The sequence below is a fragment of the Micromonospora sp. ATLC16 genome, assembly GCF_057196645.1.
On the sequence record NZ_JBXUOW010000002.1, the window covers coordinates 39,837 to 59,705 of the forward strand.

Here is a 19,869-nt window from a genome sequence, read left to right on the forward strand (position 1 = left end):
CCGGTGGCCTAACCTTCCGGGGCATGACGGCCGATCCGGTGATCACTCAGCAGGCCCCGACCCCGACGGAGCTGCCGGCGACGGTGCGGGCCTCGCTGTCACCGTCGCGGGCGGCGGATTTCAAGACCTGCCCGCTCCTCTACCGGTTCCGCAGCATCGACCGGCTGCCCGAGCAGCCCAGCGTGGAGCAGGCTCGGGGCACGCTGGTGCACGCGGTGCTGGAGCGGTTGTTCGACTTGGCGCCGGCCGACCGCACTCCGGAGGCCGCCGGTGATCTCGTGGCCGGCCAGTGGGACCGCCTGGTCACCGAGCAGCCGGAGTTGGCCGGGTTGTTCCCCGATGACGACCCGACCGCCGCATCGGAGTTCCTTGGTTCGGCGTCGGCCCTGCTGGGCGGCTACTTCGCGGTGGAGGATCCGCGCCGACTGGAGCCGGCGGAGCGGGAGAGTCTGATCTCCGCCGTGGTCGACGACGAGCTGCTGATTCGCGGCTATCTCGACCGGCTCGACGTGGCTCCCGACGGTGCGCTGCGGGTGGTGGACTACAAAACCGGCGGGGCCCCACGGGAGGCGTTCGAGGCGCGGGCGCTGTTCCAGTTGAAGTTCTACGCCCTGGTCCTGTGGCGCACCCGTGGCGTGGTGCCCCGGGTGCTGCGCCTGCTCTACCTCAAGGACGCCGAGGTGTGCGACTACGCCCCCGACGCCGAGGAGTTGGTGCGCTTCGAGCGGACGGTGGTGGCGTTGTGGCGGGCGATCGAGCAGGCCACCGCTGCCCGGGATTTCCGGCCCCGGCCGAGCCGGCTGTGTGACTGGTGCAGTCATCAGGCCCGTTGCCCCAGCTACGGCGGGACTCCGCCGCCCTTCCCGGAGCCGACGGCGACGCCCGATCCGCTGCGTGACGCCCGGTCCTCCCCCGCGCCACCGGGCGCCGACGAGTAGCGTCCCTCCTTCCCGGGGATGAGGGACGAGTCACCACACAAGACGATCTGCCAGCGGTGGGGGCGGCTAGCGTCGAGGCGTGGGTAACGCGCTGAGGCAGTGGCTGGGTCGCAATCCGGCGGCCGGCGACGCGCTGCTCGCCGTTGGCCTGGTGCTGGGCGAGGTCGTCTTCACCCTGCTCACTCCCCAGGAGTTCTGGCCCCGACCGTTGCCGGCGGCGCTGGGGTGGAGCGTGTTGTGCGCGACGCCGGTGGTGCTGCGCCGGGTGGCGCCGTGGCCGGCCCTGCTCGCCGCGTCGGCCACGTTGCTGCTCCCCATCGTCATCGAGGTGACGCCGGCGACGCAGAGCCTCACCTTCGTGGTGCTCACCTACACGATGGCGGCCTACCATCCGGCGCGTCCGGCGCTGGTGGCGGCGGTGGGGTTGTGGCTTTCGGTCGCCGTGGTGAACACGGTGGTGCCGCCGCAGGACGTTCCGCAGGTCAGCACGGCGTTCCTGATCGCGAACAACATCCTGGTGGGGATCGTGTCGTTCTCGGTGGGCCGGACGGTGCACGCCCGCCGCTCCTCCACCGAGGCGCTGCGGGAACGGGCCCGGGTCGCCGAGGCCAACCAGCGGGCGCTGGCCGAACAGGCGGTGGCGGACGAGCGGCGCCGGATCGCCCGGGAGTTGCACGACGTGGTGGCCCACCACGTCAGCGTGATGGGGGTGTTGGCGACCGGGGTGCGCCGGGTGCTGCGCCGCGACCCGGACAGCGCCGACGAGGCGATGGCCACGATCGAGGAGACCAGCCGGGCGACGTTGCGAGAGCTGCGCCGGCTGCTGGACGTGCTGCGTACCGAGGCCGAGCCGGCGGCGGAGTTGGCGCCGCAGCCGGGCCTGGCCGGTATCGCGACCCTCACCGAACAGGTCCGGGAGGCCGGGTTGCCGGTGACCTTGACCGTGACCGGAACGGCGGGGCAGTTGGAGGAGGGGGTGGCGCTGACCGTGTACCGGATCGTGCAGGAGGCGCTGACGAACGCCCTCAAACATGCCGGGTCGGCGACCGCGCAGGTGCGGGTGGGTCTCGGTGGAGACGCGGTGGAGGTCGAGGTCACCGACACCGGTCGCGGGCCGTCACCGGACACCGGTCGGATCGGGCACGGCCTGGTCGGGATGCGGGAACGGGTCGGCCTCTACGGTGGGACCCTGCGCACCGGCGCGCGTAGCGGCGGCGGGTACCGGGTGTACGCCCGGATCCCGGTCGAGCCGCTGCCCGAGGCCAGCCGGCGGTGAGGTGGCTCTGGTGAGCGGTGCAGTCGACAGGGAGGACCAGATGACCGATTCGACGGGGCAGGCCCGGCCGGTGCGGATCCTGCTCGCCGACGACCAGCCGCTGCTGCGTACCGGATTCCGGATGGTCCTCGGCGCGGAGGCCGACCTGGACATCGTCGCGGAGGCCGGCGACGGGGTGGAGGCGGTGGAACTGTCCCGTCGGTTGCTGCCGGACGTGGTGCTGATGGACATCCGGATGCCACGGATGGATGGGGTGAGCGCCACCCGGGCGATCGTGGATGCCCGGCTGCCGGTGCGGGTGCTCATTCTGACCACCTTCGATCTGGATGAGTACGTGGTGGGGGCGCTGCGCGCCGGGGCGAGCGGCTTCCTGGCCAAGGATGTGCCGGCGGAGGATCTGGTCACCGCGATCCACACGGTGGCCGCCGGCGACGCGGTGGTGGCGCCGCGGATCCTGCGTCGGCTGCTGGACCGCTTCGCCGACGTGCTGCCGGATCCGTCCGCGACGCCACCGAAGGCGCTGGGGGCACTCACCGAACGGGAGCGGGAGGTGCTCGTGCAGGTCGCCCGCGGCTTGTCGAACGCCGAGATCGCCCGAGCGCTGTCGGTGAGCGAGACCACCATCAAGACGCACGTCGGACATGTGTTGACCAAGCTCGGGCTACGCGACCGGGTGCAGGCGGTGGTGCTGGCGTACGAGTCGGGCCTGGTCCGACCTGGGGGTTAACGCCCCCGTTGCATCCGTCACCTACCGTGACGACCTGCGGTGGAGATCGGTTGACCCTCACGCGACGGCAACGTCCAGGATGACCGTGACCACCGACGGCAGTTGGGCGACAACTGCCGGAGTCGGGGACAACCCTGACTTCGGTTGGGGGGTACCCGCAGCCGGAAATCCGCTTCGGCTCCGCCCGGAGTCGGACGGATCCGCGGTGGGCAGCACAGATGATGGACTCGCACCGGACCAGCGGGGGCGGTGCGAGCAGACCGCGACGGAGAGGTACGTGACGTGACCGCTACCACAGGCCAGCCGGCATCGGCCGCAGCCCGGGCAAGCGACGTGTGGAAGGTGTACGGCAGCGGCGAGGCGCAGGTCATCGCCCTACAGGGGGTCAGCGCGGAGTTTGAGCGCGGTCGATTCACCGCGATCATGGGCCCGTCGGGTTCCGGCAAGTCGACGTTGATGCACTGCCTGGCCGGGTTGGACTCGGTGACCAGGGGGACCGTGGAGATCGGCGAGACCACCGTCACCGGGCTCGGTGACGCGGGTCTGACGAAGCTGCGCCGCGACAAGGTCGGCTTCATCTTCCAGCAGTTCAACCTGCTGCCGACGTTGACCGCCAAGGAGAACATAATGCTCCCGCTGTCGATCGCCGGGCGCAAGCCGGACCCGGCCTGGTTCGACGTCGTGATCGACACGGTGGGTCTGCGGGACCGGTTGGGTCACCGGCCGGCGCAGTTGTCCGGCGGCCAGCAGCAGCGGGTGGCGTGCGCCCGGGCCCTGGTCGCCCGCCCCGAGGTGATCTTCGCGGACGAGCCGACCGGCAACCTCGACTCGCGCTCCGGCGCGGAGGTGTTGAACTTCCTGCGCGACTCGGTACGCCAGCACGGGCAGACCATCGTCATGGTCACTCACGATCCGACGGCCGCCGCGTACGCCGACCGGGTGGTGTTCCTCGCCGACGGGCAGATCGTCTCGGAGTTGATCGAGCCGACCGCGGACACGGTGCTGGACACGATGAAGAAGCTGGACACGCCCGCCGAGGTGGCCGGCTGATGTTTCGGGCAACTCTGAAGAGTCTGCTGGCCCGCAAGGTCCGGCTGATCCTGTCCGGCCTGGCCGTGGTGCTCGGCGTGATGTTCGTCTCGGGCGCCTTCGTCCTCACCGACACCCTGGGCCGTTCCTTCGACTCGCTGTTCGCCGACGCGTACGCCGAGGTCGACGTCGACGTGGCCGCCAAGCCGAAGCTGGAACTCGGCGAGTTGGAGGGCGAACAGCTCGCCAGCCCGTTCCCGGCCGCCACGTTGGAGACGGTGCGCGCGGTGGACGGCGTGGCCGAGGCCACGGGCGTGGTCGTCGCCGACGGGGCCCGGCTGATCGGCAGCAACGGAAAGGCCGTCACCTCGTTCGGGCCGCCGCAGCTGGGCGGCAACTGGACCGGCGAGAGCGACCTGGTGCGGTTGCGGGAGGGCCGGGCACCGCAGGCCGACGACGAGATCGTGATCAACAAGGGGCTGGCGGACGCCGGCCGGGTGGCGCTCGGCGACCGGGTGGGTGTGCTCACCCTCCAGCCGCGCAAGGATTTCACCATCGTCGGCATCTTCGGCTACAGCGGTGACCGGGACTCCCTCGGCGGCACCAACGAGGTCATGTTCACCACCCCGGTGGCGCAGCAGCTGATGCTCGGCGAGTCGGACGTGTTCAGCAACATCGTGGTCACCGCCGCCGATCGGGTGTCCGACGAGCAACTGCGCGACGCGGTGGCCACGGCGGTCGGCGACGGCTACGTGGTCAAGACCGGCGAGCAGCTCTCCGCCGACGCCGCCGCCGGGCTGAAGGAGGGGCTGTCCTTCTTCAACCGGATCCTGCTCGGCTTCGCCGCGGTGGCCCTGCTGGTCGGCACGTTCCTGATCCTCAACACATTCTCGATCATCGTGGCGCAGCGCACCCGGGAACTCGCGTTGCTGCGGGCCGTCGGTGCCAGCGGCAAGCAGATCATCGGCTCGGTGGTGCTGGAGGCGGTCGCCGTCGGGTTGATCGCCTCGGTGTTCGGTCTGGCCGCCGGCATCGGCATCGGTGCGTTGCTGGCGTACCTGTTCGGCAACCTCGCCGGCGGGCTGGCCCTGGCCGGGGTCGCGGTGCCGGCGTCGGCGGTGATCGGCGCGTTCGGCGTCGGTCTGGTGATCACGGTGCTGGCGGCGTTGCTGCCGGCGCTGCGCGCCGCGCGGATCCCACCGATCGCGGCGATGCAGGACGTGGCCACGCCGGACCGGCCGTTGACCAAGGTGACCGTGGGCGGTGCGCTGGTCACCGCGATCGGTGCCACCCTGCTCTTCCTCGGCCTGGGCGGGCACGCCGGTGACAGCACGCTGGCCACCATCCTCGGTGGCGTGCTGTTCTCGTTCATCGGGGTGGCCCTGCTGACGCCGCTGATCAGTCGTCCGGTGGTGGCGGCATTGGGCTCGGTCTTCTCCGGCTGGGTGCCGGGCAAGCTGGGCCGGCTCAACTCCGGTCGCAACCCGCGCCGCACCGCGATCACCGCCGCCGCGTTGATGGTGGGCATCGCCCTGGTCACCGGCATCACGGTGATCCTGGACTCGGCCAAGAGCAGCATCAGCGGGCTGGCGCAGGACAGCATCAGCGCCGAGCTGGTGATCGCCGGGGCGCAGTCGGGTCCGCGCCCGCCGACGTTCGACCCGGCGGTGTTGGACGAGGCGAAGGCGATTCCCGGTGTCCGCCTCGTCGACGGCGAGTACGGCGACATGGCGCTGGTCGGCGGCGACCGTACCTGGGTCGGCGCCAGCAGCGAACCGAGCGCGCTGGTGGAGATGTTCGGCGCGACCGCCACCGCCGGGGACATCGGTCGGCTGGGGCCGGGCCAGATGCTGATCAGTTCGGACACGGCGGAATCACGTGAGCTGTCGGTCGGCTCGACGGTGCCGGTGCAGCTGGCTCGCGGTGAGGAACGCAGCTACACGGTCACCGGCATCTACGAGAGCACCCCGCTCTTCGGCGGCGTGACGTTGCCCGCCGAGGCGGCGCGTGACTTCTCGATCCCGCAGCCGATTCAGGGCTACATCCAGTTGGAGCCGGGACTACGGGCGTCCGACGTGCTGCCCCGGGTGGAGGCGCTGCTGACGGACAGCCCGGAGGTGTCGGTGGCCGATCGGGACGCGTTCATCGAACAGCAGGCCGGTCAGCTCGACGGGCTGCTCCAGATGATCCAGATCCTGCTGGCGTTGGCCATCGTGATCGCGGTGCTCGGCATCGTCAACACCCTCGCCCTGTCGGTGCTGGAGCGGACCCGGGAGTTGGGTCTGCTGCGCGCCATCGGCCTGCGCCGGTCGCAGACCATGGGGATGATCACCGTGGAGGCGGTGGTGATCTCGGTGTTCGGCGCGCTGCTCGGCGTCGTGGTCGGTGCCGGCCTGGGTGCCGCGGTGGTGGAGGCGCTGCGCGACGAGGGAATCACCAAGCTGGTGCTCCCGTGGGGCCAGATGGGTGTCTTCCTCGGCCTGGCCGCCATCATCGGCGTGGTCGCGGCGGCGCTGCCGGCGATCCGGGCCGCCCGGATCAATGTGCTGGGCGCCATCGCCCACGACTGAGTCGTCGACGCGAAGGCCCCTGCCACCAGATCGGTGGCAGGGGCCTTCGCGCTGCGCGCCCGCCAGACCAGCCTGGACGGTGGGCGATGTCAGGCGGGGGTTCGGCGTAGCAGCCCCGCCAGCAGTTCCAGGTCCGCCAGCAGCAGGCTCTCCAACTGGTGTACGCCGTCGGTGGGCGCCAGCGGCACCTCGGCGGGTACGGCCAGCACCGCGGCCCCGGCGGCGACCGCGCTGGCCACCCCGGTCGCCGAGTCCTCGATCGCCACGCACCGGCCGATGGGCACTCCGAGCAGTCGGGCGGCGGTCAGGTACGGCTCCGGGTGCGGCTTGGTCGAGTCGACCTCGTCGCCGCAGACCACCACGTCGAAGCTGTCGCGGCCGAGGGTGTCCAGAGCGATCTCGACAAGGGCCCGCCCGCTGGAGGTGACCAGGGCCGTCGGGATCCGCTCCCGCCGGACCGCGCCGAGCAGCGCCAGCGCCCCCGGTCGCCACTGCAGCCCGGTGCGGAACAGCTCCAGGATCCGCGCGTTGATCCACTCGGCGCTGGTCCGCGCGTCCCGGTGCGGTTGCCCCAGGTCGTCGTGCAGGATGCGCATCGAGTCGGCCATCCCCGTGCCGACGATCGCCCGGCGGGCGTCGGCGGACAGAGTGCCGCCGTAGTGGTGGGCGAGTTCGGCCAACGCGACGTCCCACAACCGCTCGCTGTCGACCAGGGTGCCGTCCATGTCGAAGAGCACGGCGGCTGGACGGGTACTGCTCACCGGATCCTCCTCGGGCTCGGGTAACCGGTGAATCCTGTCAGCCGACGGTGGTCCGGCGCTCGGCGCAGTGACCTTTCTCAACCGAGGTCGCAGGCGGTCAGGGACCGTTCGTAGCCGCGGAAGAACGCCTCGGCTCGCTGCTCGGGGGTGCCGTGGGAGCCCTCGGCGAACCACGGTTGGCCGGATTCGTCGCCGACGGCGAGCAGTCCGTCGTTGAACTCGTCGAGGTCGCCTTCCTCGATAGTGAGCCGTCCGGCCCGGACCGAGTCGCCGAGGAACGCTCCGGCCATGCAGTCGGCCTGCAACTCCTGTTGGATGGTGAAGTTGTACCGGATGCCGAGCCGGGTCTGGATGCCGTGCGCGTACTCGTGGCCGAGCAGGTAGAACACGAACGCGTCGCCGATCTGCCGGAAGGCGCCGAAGGACCAGTTGATGTCGTACGCGATGTAGTCGTCGATGGTGCAGTAGACCGCGTTGTTGCGGGGCACCTCCTGCCCGCCGCAGGAAACCTCACCGTCGCGCTGGTACGGGATGACCTGCCGGATCGGCCGGAAGGACTGCTCCGACGCCTTGAACTGGTCGGCCCAGTACAGCTCGGCGAGCCGCTGCGCGTCGGCCACGTCCTGCCGGAACTCCTCCACCGTGTCGGTGCCATCGGCACGGGTCACCTCGGCCGTCGGTTCGGCCGGCTGCCGCTGCCCGCCCGGGTCCGCCGGTCCGCCGACCGGCTCCGCCATGCAGGCGGCCGCCGCCACCAGCGCTACCGCCAAGCCGGCGAGTCTGCCCCGGCGTCGCCCTCGCCCACCTGCCGCCACCGTGCTCCTCCCGCCTCGACGTCGCCGGTCCAGTACCCCGACGGTACGACCGTCACGCCCGTTGCCGTCAGCTACGCCCTACCGTTCCGTCCGGTTCAGTTGCCCGTCTGCCGGCGTGTGTCATCCGGCTTTCCGGGCCGATCGGCCGAACCACGGCCCCACTGGGCTCGGGCGCGGTCCGTCATCGACGCCCCCGCCAGCGACCGCGACGGGGCGTGACGCCGTCGACGTCACGCCCCGATCACCGGTGTTGCCCCGGCGGGCGACAGTTCAGCAGGTGTTGAGCATGGTGTTGAGCGCCGACTTCTCCGCGCTGTTCACGGTGAGGCCGTAGTACCACTTCACCTGGATCCAGGCCCGGGCGTAGGTGCAGTGGAAGGCCGCGCGCGGCGGCTTCCAGGCGGCCGGGTCCTTGTCGCCCTTGGACGAGTTGACCGTGCCGGTGACCGCCCACAGCTCCGGCCCGCCGAGGTCGTTGGCGTAGGTCTGGCGACGCGAGGTGCTCCAGGCCCAGGCGCCCGAACGCCACGCCTCGGCCAGCGGCACGACGTGGTCGATGGAGATGTCGGCGGGGTTCGTGCGGGTCACCCCGTCGTACGGGCTGTACCAGGACCCGGAGGTCGGATAACAGCTGGAGTTCACCGAGACGTTGCTGCCGTCGCGCTTGAGCACCTGCTCCCGGGTGTTGCAGGCACCGGTGATGGTGATCCAGTGCGGGAACAGGTCGCGGTTGTAGCTGGACTGGTGGGACTCGGCCGCGACGGTGAGCGAGTTCAGCCGGCTCACCGCCGTGCTGTAGGAGGGGATGTTGGGCGGTGTGGCGTGTGCGGCCGGCGGCACGAGTACGACCGACAGGGCCACGGCGACCACCGTGACGATGGCGACCCTGCGTAGCTGAGCCACGGGGCGACTCCTGACTGTCTCCTGCGACGGCGGGTGGGGGAACCCGACTTGAGGCGCGGCAGGGGACATCAGGATTCTCGCAAACGTCAGGATCAATACGTGTCATCGCGCCGCAAGCACCGTGAACGCCGCGTTAAGACCAGCCGGCAGCTCATTCGGGCAGGTACTCGTGCTCCAGGAAGTCCTTGAGACAGGCGGCCGCGTGCCCGGCGGCGAGGAAGAGTTCAGCGGCCGAGCCGGAACTGGCCACGTCCTCGGCGACCACTCCCCGGAAGACCGCCCAGAGCCGCCGCTCGTTCCAGAGGCCGAACTCGTACGATTCGGTGTCCAGCGCCGCCAGGCGTCCGTCCTGATCGCGCAGCTCCGCCAGGGCCGCCGCGGTCATCAGCTCCGGCGGCCCGCTGGCCACCGCGCCGTCGAAGTCGATCTCGGGACGGGGTGCGGTCGGCGGGACCGGTAGGTCCTCTGCCGGAGCCGACTTGCGGAAGTCGGCCGCGAGATCCTGGAACCGGGTGTTGACCCGACGGTAGTAGGCCAGCAGGGTCCGCACATAGTCGGGAATCCACAGCTGCGGCACCCGGGTCACCATCTCCCCCGACTCCAGCAGCTCATAGTGGCCGACCCAGCGCGGCACCACGACGTGGCCCGATTCGGCGCCGTCCCCTCGCGCCGTGCCGACCAGGAAGAACGCCGAAGGGTTGAACCGCTCCACGATGTTCCCGACAGCGCGTGCCCCCCCGGGAGTCAGGCGCTCCGGTGACCGGGCGAGGTAGACCGAGAGGGGTCGATCGGCCCGCTCCGCCCACACCTCGATCCATCGACCGATCTCCGTGGCCCGGCTCTTCGACGCCTGCTCCGGCACGAAAACCTGGAGCGCCGCACGGTACTCCGCCGGATGCGAGGTCAGCACCGCGATGTCCGCCCGTCTCGCCGACTCCGCCGAGAGGGTGCCGGGTACGCCGCGACGCGTCGATCTGCCGGCGACACCGGTCGTGGTCTGCAGAACGGACCGCTGAGTCGAGGACTGTCGGGGCACCGAGGGCGCGGTCGGCTCCCGGTCACGTTCGTCGCCGAGGGTGGACTGCGGCGAGAACGCGTGCATGGCCTGCACCGAAAGTCGGGCACGTTCTGCCTCGGTCAGCAGCGGGGCCCGGGCACCGAAGTCGAGCAGGAGCAGGTGAACCTGCTCCGGGATCAATCCACGCGGCGAGCGGGCCCGCAGCACGAGATGATGCACGATCGCCGCACAGGACTCACGGGCCGCGGCAACCTCGTCAAGCCCGAGGCTGTCCGCCGGCTTCGCCGCCGTCGGCCGACGCAGGTCGGCTGCCGGCCGGGGCGTCGCGTCGGTTACCGGTGCCGCCGACGAGGCTTTGGTCTGCCACAGGTACTCCTCCAGTGCCGTGGCAGCCAGCGTGAAGAACCAGCCACGGGCCTGGTCCTCGTCGCGCATTCGCAGGTTCCGGTCGGCAAAGAGCAGCGCGCAGCCGGCCAACGACAACAGCGTCTGCAGTCGCCACCGTTCACCGAAGCCCTGGATGGCGGCGACGGCGCGGCCCGCCTCATGGACCGCCGCGCTGACCTCGGCGTGCCCGAGCAGCTCGGGCCGGGGGTCGGTGGCCGGGGCGGTGCGCAGCAGGGCACGGATCAGCTCAGTGCCGGTGTCGCCGTCGATCCGGGTGGAGGTACGGAGCCAGTGCGCCACCACGGAGAGCAGCAGGTGCATCGGATCGCGGGTCAACGGCCCGTCGCTGTGGTAGCCGCCGAGGTCGATCAGCTGGTACCCGTTCCCGTCGAGGGTGGGCTCGGTCGGCACCAGGATGTTGCCGATGTTGAGGTCACCATGGGTATGGCCGGTCAGCAGCGACAGTTTCTCGCTGCTTCGTGGCGCCGTGCCGGCAAGGAAGGCGAGCGGGTTGGGCAGCTCCGACCGCCACCAGCTCAACTGGACCCGCGCCTGCTCGGCCGGTACGCCCGCCCGCTTCGCCCAGGCCCGCAGGCGCGCACCGGGCGTACCGCGCCGCTCCGGCCGTCCGTCGAGAAGTTCGGTCAGGTAACCGCCGACGGTGGTGGGCCGCTGTTGACTCGACGGTGGTGGTTGGTTCCAGTCGTGTACCACCGACTGCACGATGGTTCGCAGCTGAGTGGGGAAGTCCGGCTGCGTCATCACCTCGGTCAGCGGCGGGCAGGCCAGCAGGTCTCCGGCGGCGACGTCGAACACAGCGAACGAGCTGTCACAGAGCGGCTCCAGCTGTGCGGCGGGCAGATGCCGGCGGACGAAGGTCGGCGGTGAGTCGGCGTACGCCAGGTGCGCGCGCTTGATCTCGCCGGTCTGACCGTCGTAGAAGCGCAGAAACCGTTGCCGATCACGCTGGCCCGGCTCCCGCCAGACCACAAGCGATATCGGTGTTCCGCTGAAGCCGCCCTGCTGATAACGCACGATCTCGACGGAGACCCGCTTGACCCGGGCCCAGCGTTCGAAGGCGGCTGTCTGCTCGGCCGGAACACGGCTCCAGTCCCCGGTCAGCTCCGGTTCGTCCGGCATCAGCCGACTCCCCGCTCGGCGACCAGCTGGACGATCGCGACGACGATCCCGGCGACACTCAGCACCGCGCCGAGCACCTCCCAGGGCTTCTCCCTGATCAGTACGGTGGTCGACGGCCGCCGACCCAGCACGAGCCCAGGTGCCAGCCGGCCCAGCCCACCGGGCAGTCCCGTGACGAGCCGCCGCAACCCGGTCGTGTTGACGCCGCTGCCCTTGACCAGCCGCCCCTCCTCCAGCAGGGCCCGCTCGGTGACCCACTGCCCGTCCGGTCCGGCCTTGAGTTCCCGGCGAGTGGACGTCAACTGGACGAAGTGCATCCGGTACCGGGTGACGGCACCGTAGGTGCGCGACTGTTGAACGACCTCGACCTCACCCAACTCGACCAGTCGGTCCCGCCGGGGGTCGAAGGTGAATTCGGGTAGCTCCTCCTCCAACTCCCGGACCGCCGCGGCCAGCGTGTCCCGGTCGTCGGAGCGCAGGTGCCCACCGGGCAGCTGATACTGCCGGGCCGCCCGGTCGTAGATCATCAGGTAGCGCGGGCCGAGCAGCCGCAGGCGTGTCTTGATCAGCACCTGGACCACCCCTCCGGACCGTAGCGGCGACGCCTGCGGGTCGAGGCTGAGTCGGCGGTGCTCGATCACGTACAGGAACTGCGCGCCGGCCAGGACCTGCTGCGGCTGATACGGCGGCTCGGTGGTACCCGCTCGCGCCCAGTTGTCGAGCACCGGGGTGCCGCTGCGCACGTAGGCGGCGAGGCTCTTGAGAAACAGCGCCGCCGCCGGGCTCGCCGCCTTCACCGTGTGCCGGCCGGTGGCCGGATCCTCGGTCAGCACTACCGCACCCGAGAGCCGCAGGAACCCGGCGACCACCTCCGCCGCCGTCGACCCGGCGGCGCCGTCGAACCCGGCTGCCGAGCAGAGTTGGTCGGTGGTGACCGTCCCCTCGTCGTCGTCGGGTACGGCCTCCAACACCCGCGCCAGCCGTTCGGATAGTTCGTCGGTGCTCATCGGACGCCCGCAGCGTCAGCGGCGTCCAGCACGGACAGCCGCGGAGACGGAATCTCGTAGAGCGGGTGGATGGGCACCTCCGGGCCGCCGGCCAGCCGTAGCGCCGAACCGGGATTACGGTTGATCACGGGAAGGTAGGCCAGCGCGGTGATCCCGAACCGTCGCAGGATCTTCAGCATCGACAGCGCAGTCGTGTTCGAGCCGTTGAACTCGTCGATGATGGCGACGGCGTAGGAGTCGCGCTCGGCGAGCAGGCTGAGCTGACGGCCCCAGCCCATGTCCTGCTCGGCGAGCAGGCTGAGCCGGCGACCCCAGCCCATCTCCGCGTGCCGGTCGACCTCCGCGAAGTCGTCCCGCTCCGCCGCCCAGAGGATCCGGCGAGGGATCTTGACCGCGACCGGGCGCGCACCCCGGCGGGCTTTGAGCCGGTCGGTGAGCGTGTTCATGGCTGGCTCCGCCGGACAGACGTAGACCGCCTCCTCGACGCCTGCGCCGCCGATACGGGTCGCCTCCAGCATCTCGTCGAGCTTGTAGGCGATCCAGTCGCCGTACTCCTCGAACATCCGCTTGAAGTCGGGCACCAGGGAGAACCGTGGCGGCCCCGGAGAGGTCTGGTCCGGGTCGCCGGGGCCGTATTTCTCCGGCACCCACTCGTGGGTCAGCAGCATCTCCCACATGTCGTAGGACCGGATGCCGGGCCCGTCCGCCAGGGGATCTACCGGGAGGCTCTTCGCGAGACACTGCTCGCACCGGGTGCGTTCGGTCTTCCGGCGGGCGATCGCGCCGGCCACACCACGCACCCGGTAGGTGCGCTGGTCGACCACCATCGGGAAGGAGTCCCTGGCCTGCCCCAACCACTCCTGATCGATGAAGACCGCGATGATCGTGGGTCGCACCACGAGGCCGCGCGCACCCAGCCGACCGATCAACGCCTCGGTCGTCCGACCGGTGTTGACCACATCCAACATCAGCAGCGCGTCGCCAGAGGTCGGCAGGTTCGCGAGGTCGTCGCCGACGGAGACCGGGAAGTGTCTGATTCCCAGGCGTTGCGCCACCTCCGCGCCCACCTCGACGAGCCACGGAGAGTGCGCCTGGTGAGTAACGATCATCAGTGGTCCGGGGCTGCCGTTCTGCTCCTCCAGAACGATGTCCTTGGTCAGCTGGCTGACCTCCTGGATGGCGTACGACGCGTCGAAGAAGTACCGGGTGCAGTACGTTTCGCTGGTGCCGAACCTGTAGTGACCCAGACGACGGAGGATCTTGCCGCCCAGCCGGTCGCCGATCGGCTGGTTCAGTCGCTGGAGCTGCTCGGCGTACTCGGGATCCGGCGGCTGGACCGGTTCGTCGTCGACCTCCCCGGCCGAGACCCGGACCCGGGAGCCGTCGTCGTACTGAATGATGATGTGGCCGGGATGGTCGGTGCCGACGATGTCGCGGAACGCCTGTTGCAGGCCGGTCCCCATCGCCGGTATCAGGACCAGCACCTCCAGGCCCGGAGTGGTCAGCAGCAGGGTACCGAGGGCCTTGCCGGTGTACGCGGCGACGGTCTGGATGATGAGTTCGTGCGGGCTCAGGGTGAAGTCGACCAGGACCACCGTGCCCTCCACCGGGTCCTCGCTCGCCGAAACGTCGGCGATGAGCCGGTCGTACACCTGCCACGCTGATCTCAGCTGCTCGAAGCTGAGGTAGATCGTCTGACTCGGCTCTGCGCTCACCGTACCCGGGTGGAGGTCGGCGACGAGGTCGCGGTAGAAACGCAGCCGCTCGTCGGGGACGTCCTCTGTGGTCGCGCTGCCGAGCCGGATGACCTTCGGAATGATCCGCCAGCGTTCAGCCATGAGTTGGCAACCGGGCGACGACGAGGTTGCCGCGGATCTTCGGAACACCCAGCCCCTCCCGGAGGGTGACCACGTACTGCGCCGACGAGTCGGGCTCGTGCTCCGCCTCGACCGTCAACCGGATCGCCCCGACGTAGATGTCCAGTGAACCCTGGAAGACGTCGATCACATGGTGGTAGAGGAAGTAGAGCCCGCAGCCGAGCAGACGGTCCCGCGACCGCGCGTCGCCGTCGTCCGACTTGCTGGAGATGCCCGGCAGCAGGCTGGCCATGAGCAGGTCGCGGTCGTCGCTGGCGATGTCGGGCTTCCAGTCCGACATCCGTACCTCGTCCGCCACCGGTGGGTCGGATCCCTCCCGGCGGATCCTGAAGGTGTCCGTCGCCGGGGCAGCCGCGACCCGCACGTCGCCCCGGCCGACCAGGCCCCTACGCAGAGTCTCGACGATGGAGTCGCCGTCGTCCCACACCGCGATGGTCAGTGCGGCCTGCGGTACGTCGTCGCGCGGCAGCACCATGCCGGAGGCCACGACGGCGGTCGACGCGTTCGGATGTTGCTGGACGTTGGCCAGGATCTCGTGCACGACCACCCGAGCCACGTCCCACTCCGCCGTGCCCTTGAGATGCCGGCTGAACAGAGCCAGCGCGAGCGGATCCGTCCAGCGCCCGAGTTCCTCCCGCATCATCGCCGTCCGGGCGTCGGCGCTGTCGAGGCGGTACAGCGACAGCCCGAACACGCGCTTCTTGCGCAGGTGCTGCACGATCTGGTCGCTCGGATCGCCCGACGTCCAGGTGCCGAACGGCAGGGGGGCGCTCTCGTTGACCCGCTTGACGTCCTCCAGGTGCAGCAGCATCGGCAGCGGTGCCTGCGCGACCTGGCAGGCCGCCTCGAAGAACCGGTCCCGCCGCAGCACGTCGAGGGCGGCACGGACGAGGGGAAGCCGGAAGCGGGTCAACCGGTCACTGGTGATCCGGGTGCTCATCATCGCCAGCACCCAGAGCAGGGCGACCACGTCGAAGGTGCGGCTGCCACGGAAGTCGATGAGGGTGAGAGCGTCGTCGTCCGACCGGATGCCTCGCTGCCGGAACACCTCTTTGAGATGTTGAAGATCGACAGATTCGCCGAGCGGAATCTCACGAACGATCGTGGAATTGTCGACGTCGGTCTCCGACGGTTGCATGAACGCTCCGTGAGGTCGGACCGGAAATGCATTCACATCGTTGTGGCGACGTCACGTTACGAAACAAGGTGGACGATGACAAGCCTGGGCCGAGACGGATTCCGGACAGGCGGTCGCGGCGCTACGCCGGGCGGTCCGGGCCGTTACGGACCCGGTCGGTGTGGTACGCCCTGCGGGCCAGCCCCGGCCGGGTCCGCCCGCAGGTCGACGCGGATCCCCTCCAGGATCACACCGGAGGCCTGCTCGACGACGACGGGCGACCGCGGACGCCGCGCCTCGCCGGACCCGGTCGTGGCGAGCGGCAGCGGCACGAACGTGCAGTCCCGGACCACCACGTCCCGATAATCGAGTACCCGGACCGAGTGGTCGATCTCGCTGCGTCCCCAGCCCGCGATCCGGACGGCGTACAACGGACCGTTCCAGGCCACGTACGCGCCGCAGACGCGGATGCGCGCGCCGACCGGGTTGTCGCCGCCGGAGTGGAACCGGTCCGTGTTGTCCCCCGGCAGCAGCCGGAAGCCGATCTCGACCTCGCTCAGGTGGACCCGGTCCACCGTCACGTCGTGCACCGAGCTGAGGTAGAACCCCTCGAACGCGTCGGACACGCGTAGGTCACGGATGTCGAGGTGGTGCGGATGGTAGGAGGGGCCGACGATCGACTCGACACCGTCGCCGACCGCACCCCAGTGCACGGCGATGCCGGTGCAGCCGCCGACGATGGACACGTCACTGATGGTGACGTCGCGTACCGCGCCCATGATGGCGACACAGTTGGCGGCGCGCTCGTCGTGGCGCTCGACCTGGACGCGTCGGATCTGGATGTCCTCGATCCACTCCGTCTCCGCCGGGTAGAGATAGTTCCCGATGGTGATGGCGGTGCCCCGGTCGCCGCCGTGCTCGCCCGGCGCGCACGGCGGCGGGCGGAAGCCGATGTCCTGGACCGTCACCCGTGAACCCAGCACGTGGACGATGGGTTCGCCGGCCGACGAGGACGACGTCAGCCACGTGGTCACCGGCCCGGGTCCGTGCGCGGCGCCGGTGAGAGTCCAGCCCGAGCGGAGCACCACGCCCCGGTCCAGGGAGAAGGTGCCCGCCGGCAGTCGGAGGGTGCCCCCGATCCCGGACGCCAGGACTTGTTCGAGGGCCCGCCGGTTGGCCGTTGGATCATCGCTGAGCGTCAGGTCGTGACGGAGGTGCTCGCTCACGGGTGGCACTCCAGCTCGACGAGCTGGCAGACGGTCTCGGCGACCCGCCGCCGCACCGTCGGGGTGTCCCGCTCGGCGAGCCCGACCAGCACCGGACCGGGCGCCGTACGCTCGACCACCACGTCGAGGATGTCCTCGCCCTGCGGGGTGGCGCTCACCTCGCATTCGGTGCCGTCGACCAGATGTACGCCCCGGACAACCAGCCGGTCCGGGTGCGGCGGCCGGGTGAACGGCGACGCTTCGAACAACGCGTATCCCGCCCCACGCTGGACCACCCGGAACGCCTTCAACACGGTCTGGCCCTGTTGGCGGCGCAGCCACTTCTGGCTCGGCTGACGCACCGCGGCCGGTGGGGCCGTGGCGGCCGCGATCCGCAGTCGGCACCGTACGGTCGGGTCGGCGGCGTTGACCACGACGAACCTCGACCGGGCGTGTCCCTGTCCACGACCCCGCGCCCCGACCAGGCCGCCGACACTGACGAGCCCGGCCAACTGCGCGGCGGCACCGGCGAGCCGAGCGGCACCGTCGCGCCGTTCGACCGCGTCGATAGCGACGATCTCGACCTGGTTGATCCGAACGCCGATCGCCGCCGACGGGCTGAGCTCCGTCGACGCCCAGGGCGGCAACGCGCCGTCCATCACCTCGATGATCAGAAGGCCGTCGTCGCCCACCTCGTCGGCCCGCAGATCGAACTCCACCCAGGCGTGGGCCTCCACCATCCGCAACCGTCCCCGTTGACGGCTGATCAGGGCGGCGGCCCGGTCCGCGCCCTGGGCCCGGACCATGACCAGTCGCGGCAGCTCGCGCATGCCCCGAACCGGTGCCGCCGCCCGCGACCAGGCGGTCTGCGAGGCACCGTCGATGTGCAGGTCGACCCGGACGCGGACCTGGCGGCCGTCGGTGCGCACCTTGAGCACAACGGCGCCGGACCGGCGCTGGACCCGGCCCACGATCGCGACGCCCCGGGCGACCTGGTCGGCGAGCAACACCTCGGGATCTCCACCCGAGGTGAACGTCGCGGGAAGCTCCCGGGCCGGGATCGGCTCGTCGAACTCGGTGGCGAACCACGTACCGATCGCCACTACCGGACACCCCCCGGCACCTGGAGGTCGGTCCGGGTCAGCACCGGCTCACGCCGGTTCCACATGCGCTCGACGGCCTCGAAGACCGGGTCCGCGTCGCTCTCGATGTGCCGGAAGGAGGTCCGCACCGCGCGCAGCAGGTAGTCGGCCGGCCAGACCTCCCAGTGCGGCACCTGAGGGGTGAACAGGTCGGTGGCGCTACGGTAGAACCACAACCACAGGCGGGCCCGCTCGACCTGGTCGGCGGAGATGATCTCCTCGCCGTTGAGCATGGCGCTGATCGCCGCGTCCAGTGCCTTCCAGTAGGTCTCCCGATCGTTGACCACCGTGGAAAGCCCGCACTCGCTCCACTCGGACCAGCCGGCCTGGATAACCGGGATGCCGTACGCCGGCAGCTCGTTGCTGACGCTGCCGCGCACGGTCACGCCGAGGTCGACGAGGCTCCACAGACCGTTCTTGCTCAGGTCCTTGCTGGGCTGGAACACCATGTGCCGGTGTCGGGCGTACCGTCGGGCGACCGAATCGAAGAAGTCGGTGCTGTCGTAGCGGAACTGGCTCGGATGGTCCTGGAACAGCCACTGCACCTCGGTGGCGGTGCTGGCGAACTGGGCGGTCTCCTCGAACCAGTCGGCCAGCGTGGGAAAGGACTGGTGGTTCGTGCCCGGCGCATCGGACACCGCGTGGTTGAACACCGCCACCACCGGACGAGCCGGGTCGAACCCCAGGCGTGCCGCGAAGTGCGTACGCAGCCGGGCCCGCTCACCGCTGTTGGTGATGTCGACGGAGGCGCTGGCACCGCCCCGCCACCAGCTGGGCCGACCCAGGTTGACCTTCGACCGCCAGGCGACGAGTTCGGCGTTGCGCCGCACCTCGTGGCGTCGCGACCACACCCGCTGTTCGAAGAAGGCGCCGATCTGGTGGGTCAGTTCGCCACGGAAGGTGTGCTCACCGGTGTCGTTCTCCGGGAACAGCGCGTACGCCTTGAGACACCCCGTCTGCTGGGTGTGCACGACAGGCACCCCGGCCCGGCGGGCGGAGTCCACCGCGAGCCCCCAGTGGTCGTAGTCGACATGACTGGTGACCAACGCGACCACCGAGCCGCTGCCGAGCAGGGCGTCGTAGGCCGAGGAGATGGCCCGGGCCAGCGCCTGCCGTCGGCGGTAGCGCGGGTCGGCGGTGGGGTTTTCCGGCGGCCGGGGCCGCTTGGTCACCCGGCAGTAGGTGGCGCTGACGAACTCGGCGAGGGTCTCCTCGCTGATCGGCGCGCCGGGCGGCAGCGGTCGTCCGAACACCTCCACCGGCACGGCACCCGGAGTGGCGGAGTTCGCCGGCCCGTCGACGAGACGGTACAGGTCGATGACCTGGCTGGCACCGTAGGCGGCGGCGATCCGCTCGACCAGCTTCACGTCGAACTCGGTCCACAGCGCCTCGTGCCACATCTGCTCCACCCCGGTCACGACGACCAGTTGGGCGGGGACGATGCGGCGGATCGCGTTGGCGACCGACAGATTGCGCATCGCCACCCTGATGTCCTGGTGAAACACCTCGACGATGAGGTAGTTCTGGGACGTCGTGGAGCCGAGGTTCTTGCGCCAGTAAACGTCAGCGGAATCGAGGAAGGCCTCGAACTCCTTCTTTTCAGCCCCGAGCCACACCCGAAGAACCGCCTTCCCCCGCATACCCGTCTGAGCATGTGTCTGAATTCGTTGGCGCGCACCGTGACGCGCCCGCCGGGCAGGTCCGGCATGACGCACGGAGAACGCAAGGTACCGGCGCTGGGCGGAGTTCAGGTTGACACTGCATGGACAACAGGTGGCCGGTCCGCACCAGCGCCGCGATCGACCAGCCGGGCAGCCCGACGGCCAGCGCGACGAGGCTCAGACCGCTGAAGACGGCCAGCTTGCACCGGACCCGCGACATCGGAACGAGGTCCGTCTGCGCATTCGTCCCACTCCCCCCGGGTGGCACCGACCGCAGGGCCGGTACCCGTTCATCC

Annotated in this window: 15 protein-coding genes; 5 read left to right on the plus strand and 10 right to left on the minus strand. The window is 70.3% G+C overall.

What is annotated here, in order from left to right:
* Positions 1 to 23: 23 nt before the first annotated feature.
* From AC2CHE_RS01595 to AC2CHE_RS01615, 5 genes are all read left to right on the plus strand, one after another.
* Positions 24 to 938, plus strand: a complete 915-nt coding sequence (locus tag AC2CHE_RS01595) for a RecB family exonuclease (protein WP_484503071.1) — start codon at positions 24 to 26, stop codon at positions 936 to 938.
* A 79-nt stretch (positions 939 to 1,017) separates the two neighbouring features.
* Positions 1,018 to 2,214 carry a sensor histidine kinase gene (locus AC2CHE_RS01600; RefSeq protein WP_484503072.1) on the plus strand — a complete coding sequence of 399 codons (1,197 nt, stop codon included), beginning with the start codon at positions 1,018 to 1,020 and terminating at the stop codon, positions 2,212 to 2,214.
* A gap of 40 nt (positions 2,215 to 2,254) precedes the next feature.
* A complete protein-coding gene (locus tag AC2CHE_RS01605) occupies positions 2,255 to 2,941 on the plus strand; it encodes a response regulator (protein ID WP_484503073.1) in 687 nt (228 codons plus the stop codon).
* A 282-nt stretch (positions 2,942 to 3,223) separates the two neighbouring features.
* A complete protein-coding gene (locus tag AC2CHE_RS01610) occupies positions 3,224 to 3,991 on the plus strand; it encodes an ABC transporter ATP-binding protein (RefSeq protein ID WP_484503074.1) in 768 nt (255 codons plus the stop codon).
* Complete coding sequence (locus AC2CHE_RS01615; RefSeq protein WP_484503075.1) at positions 3,991 to 6,540, plus strand: ABC transporter permease; 2,550 nt, start codon at positions 3,991 to 3,993, stop codon at positions 6,538 to 6,540. Before AC2CHE_RS01610 ends, AC2CHE_RS01615 begins: the two co-directional genes overlap by 1 nt.
* A gap of 89 nt (positions 6,541 to 6,629) precedes the next feature.
* Here the strand turns inward: AC2CHE_RS01615 and AC2CHE_RS01620 are convergent, their stop codons facing one another.
* From AC2CHE_RS01620 to AC2CHE_RS01665, 10 genes are all read right to left on the minus strand, one after another.
* Complete coding sequence (locus AC2CHE_RS01620) at positions 6,630 to 7,277, minus strand: HAD family hydrolase (RefSeq protein ID WP_484503158.1); 648 nt, start codon at positions 7,275 to 7,277, stop codon at positions 6,630 to 6,632.
* A gap of 101 nt (positions 7,278 to 7,378) precedes the next feature.
* The gene (locus tag AC2CHE_RS01625; protein ID WP_484503159.1) at positions 7,379 to 8,149 is read right to left on the minus strand and encodes a neutral zinc metallopeptidase; all 771 of its coding nucleotides are present in this window, start codon (positions 8,147 to 8,149) and stop codon (positions 7,379 to 7,381) included.
* A gap of 237 nt (positions 8,150 to 8,386) precedes the next feature.
* A complete protein-coding gene (locus AC2CHE_RS01630) occupies positions 8,387 to 9,019 on the minus strand; it encodes an HNH endonuclease family protein (RefSeq protein ID WP_484503076.1) in 633 nt (210 codons plus the stop codon).
* 151 nt (positions 9,020 to 9,170) lie between these two features.
* Positions 9,171 to 11,564: a hypothetical protein gene (locus AC2CHE_RS01635; RefSeq protein WP_484503077.1), complete on the minus strand. Its 2,394-nt coding sequence runs from the start codon at positions 11,562 to 11,564 to the stop codon at positions 9,171 to 9,173.
* Positions 11,564 to 12,571: an NUDIX domain-containing protein gene (locus AC2CHE_RS01640; protein ID WP_484503078.1), complete on the minus strand. Its 1,008-nt coding sequence runs from the start codon at positions 12,569 to 12,571 to the stop codon at positions 11,564 to 11,566. Before AC2CHE_RS01640 ends, AC2CHE_RS01635 begins: the two co-directional genes overlap by 1 nt.
* Positions 12,568 to 14,409, minus strand: a complete 1,842-nt coding sequence (locus tag AC2CHE_RS01645; protein WP_484503079.1) for a hypothetical protein — start codon at positions 14,407 to 14,409, stop codon at positions 12,568 to 12,570. Before AC2CHE_RS01645 ends, AC2CHE_RS01640 begins: the two co-directional genes overlap by 4 nt.
* Positions 14,402 to 15,586, minus strand: a complete 1,185-nt coding sequence (locus AC2CHE_RS01650; RefSeq protein WP_484503080.1) for a hypothetical protein — start codon at positions 15,584 to 15,586, stop codon at positions 14,402 to 14,404. Before AC2CHE_RS01650 ends, AC2CHE_RS01645 begins: the two co-directional genes overlap by 8 nt.
* 143 nt (positions 15,587 to 15,729) lie before the next feature.
* The gene (locus AC2CHE_RS01655; RefSeq protein WP_484503081.1) at positions 15,730 to 16,791 is read right to left on the minus strand and encodes a pectate lyase family protein; all 1,062 of its coding nucleotides are present in this window, start codon (positions 16,789 to 16,791) and stop codon (positions 15,730 to 15,732) included.
* Entirely contained in the window at positions 16,788 to 17,873 is a 1,086-nt protein-coding gene (locus tag AC2CHE_RS01660) for a hypothetical protein (RefSeq protein WP_484503082.1), read from the minus strand. The genes AC2CHE_RS01655 and AC2CHE_RS01660 overlap by 4 nt, the downstream gene beginning before the upstream one ends.
* Positions 17,873 to 19,528, minus strand: coding sequence for a hypothetical protein (locus tag AC2CHE_RS01665; RefSeq protein ID WP_484503083.1), 1,656 nt, complete (start codon positions 19,526 to 19,528; stop codon positions 17,873 to 17,875). The genes AC2CHE_RS01660 and AC2CHE_RS01665 overlap by 1 nt, the downstream gene beginning before the upstream one ends.
* Positions 19,529 to 19,869 lie beyond the last annotated feature (341 nt).